This window comes from Salipiger sp. HF18 (genome assembly GCF_011806505.1).
GTDB lineage: Bacteria > Pseudomonadota > Alphaproteobacteria > Rhodobacterales > Rhodobacteraceae > Salipiger > Salipiger thiooxidans.
Window position 1 is genome coordinate 1 of sequence record NZ_JAATOS010000546.1, and the last position, 2539, is coordinate 2539.

Annotated in this window: 2 protein-coding genes and 1 tRNA gene; all 3 read left to right on the forward strand. The window is 62.8% G+C overall.

Annotated elements, in window-relative coordinates:
• Positions 1-743 (forward strand): HAMP domain-containing sensor histidine kinase (locus HC022_RS23875; RefSeq protein ID WP_167454061.1); only part of this gene is annotated, 743 nt, incomplete at its 5' end.
• Between the two features lie 75 nt (positions 744-818).
• Positions 819-895: transfer RNA gene (locus tag HC022_RS23880), tRNA-Arg, on the forward strand.
• Positions 896-1050: 155 nt separating this feature from the next.
• Entirely contained in the window at positions 1051-2400 is a 1350-nt protein-coding gene (locus tag HC022_RS23885) for a TniQ family protein (RefSeq protein ID WP_254885255.1), read from the forward strand.
• The last annotated feature ends 139 nt before the right edge of the window (positions 2401-2539 follow it).

The window sequence follows — 2539 nt, forward strand, 5'->3', positions numbered from 1 at the left end:
AGCTTCGCGAGGCCGAAGAGGCCCTGCAGTCCCTGCAGACGCAGCTTTCCGCCTCGCTTCGGCAGAAGGAGCGGCTGGCGCAGCTCGGGGGCGCCGTGGCCCGGGTGAGCCACGACCTGCGCAACATCCTGACCTCGGCGCAGCTCTTCACCGACCGCATCGAGATGTCCGAGGACCCTTCGGTCAAGCGCATGGCGCCCAAGCTCGTGGGCTCCATCGCCCGCGCCGTGTCGCTCTGCGAGAACACCCTGGCCTTCGGCAAGGCCGAGGAGCCGGCGCCGGTGCTCACCCAGTTCAACCTCGCCGAGCTCGTCAACGAGGTGCTCGAGGCCGAGCGGCTGGCCATCGGCGAGCATGAGGTGAGCCTCTCCGAGGACATCCCCGGAACCATGCAGATTCGCGGCGACCCCGAGCAGATCTACCGCGTGGTCAGCAATCTCGTGCGCAACGCCCGGCAGGCGATCACCGGCACCGGGCAGGAGGGCGAGATCAGCGTCGCCGCCCGCGAGGAGGACGACGCCTGGATCATCGAGGTCACCGACACCGGCCCCGGGCTGCCCAAGAAAGCCCGCGAGCACCTGTTCCAGCCGTTCCAGGGCGGGGCCCGGAAAGGCGGGGCGGGGCTCGGCCTCGCCATCGTGGCGGAGCTGGTGCGCAACCACGGTGGAACCCTGCGTCTGGCACGCTCCGGCGCGGACGGAACCTGCTTCGAAATCCGCCTTCCGATGGGTGACGTCGGGTGATGTTCGAGAGAATTTGAAAAACTTCAAAAACACCTCTTGCGCATCTCTGCGGCTAAGTCTAAACCCCGCCTCCACGGACCGATAGCTCAGCTGGATAGAGTACTTGACTACGAATCAAGGGGTCGGGGGTTCGAATCCTCCTCGGTCCGCCACTTCCACTCTGTGGGGTGTCAGGCAAAACTGACTTTCATGTCAGATGCCTGACCCCGCAGGCGGAACTTCCAGAATGCGGAGTGGCGTTGCCCAGTTGAGCTTGTGATCGTAAAGTCAGGACATTCCTGCCTTTGTATGATCTCGGAAGTCTCGTTTGGCCAAGAGCCTCCCTGCCATCCCCGGAAATACCTTTCCTCAGTTGCCGCTGACTGTTCGGCATGCCGCGTTCGAGCCGGCATCGTCTTTGCTCTCCCGACTCGCGGCGAGGGGCGGCGCAAGCTCCATGCAGAGATTCTGCGGCGACATTGCCTTTCCGATCGATCCCCTGTTCCGCGGGGAGGGGATTGCGATCGAGCAATTGGCGCAGCTGGCCGGGTGCGATGCGGCTGCGTTGGAGCGGGTATCCGTGCGCCACCTCGGAAAAGGGCATTTCCGACTGCGAGACGAATTTGCCTCCCTCCAGAGTTTTCAACGCTTGCGTGTCCGTGTCTGTCCCGAGTGTGTCAGGGCGGAGGCGCCGTCTGCAGCTGAATCGTGGCGTGTACCGCGCCGCCTGCAGTGGAAATTCTCGTCGATCAGAAGCTGTCCGGAGCATGGCTGCATGCTGGTGAGCCTCCCGCCAGAGAAATTTAGCAAAGATGCCAGGGATTATTCGGCGCAGCTTCGGAAGCACTACGGGTGGATCTTGGATCAGCCGATGGTCCCCGCAGAACTCAGTCTTTTCGAGCAGTACCTCACCGACCGCATCCTGAAAGGGCGGGGAGATCGATGGATCGACCGTCTCGAGCTCAATGTGGTATCGCGCGCATGCGAGGTGCTGGGGCTGCGCATTGCTCAGGGGCCAGACGCTTCGCTGACGGGGCACAGGGAGGCCGATTGGAGGAGTTTCGGTGGCTCGGGCTACGACGTGCTGAAAGATGGCCCTGTGGCCCTTTCAGACTGCCTCGCGGCGATGGCGCGTGAGGAGGGCGTGGATGGGCGTTTCTTCGGTCGGCTTTTCGGTCCCTGGACGACATGGCTGAAAAGCCGGAGCCTAGGTGACGAATTCGAACCCCTGCGTGACGTCGTGCGGCGGCACGTCTTCGACCATTTCTCTGTCAGAAGGGGAGTGCTGGTGCTTGGGGTGCCGTCAGAGGGAAAGGCTTCGTCGAACGCACAGGAGCCATTTACGCTCAAGGGCTTCGCCAAGCGCAACTCAGAGGACTTGGTGCGCCGAGGCCTCGCAAAGCGTCAGGCTGATGGCTGCATTTTTCCGACGGGCTTCGTGACGCAGCGCATGCTTGAGGCATACGAGCGCGAGAAGAAGTCCTTCCCAGCTTGTAATGGCTCTGGTGCAAGAGTGGCTGTGCGGCGCATGGTGCCAACGCTGAAGAAGCGGCGGGTGAGGTCCATCTCTCCATCAGCGCCGTCGCACAGGAGCTACGTGTCACCGCAAAGACGGTGGGGTACCTCGTTGCAAACGGATTGCTGCACGGTGCGGATGCTTCGGAACTCTACCGTCTAGCAGGGTGCTGAAATAGTCGGGCCTCGACGCCGGTTGCGGAACATGATTCATCTGCCGCGGATCAACGGCGGAGACAGACATGCGCGGTGCAGACGAGACGAGCGGGTCGCTGTTCAGCTATGTCGATCTCGAGGCGCGT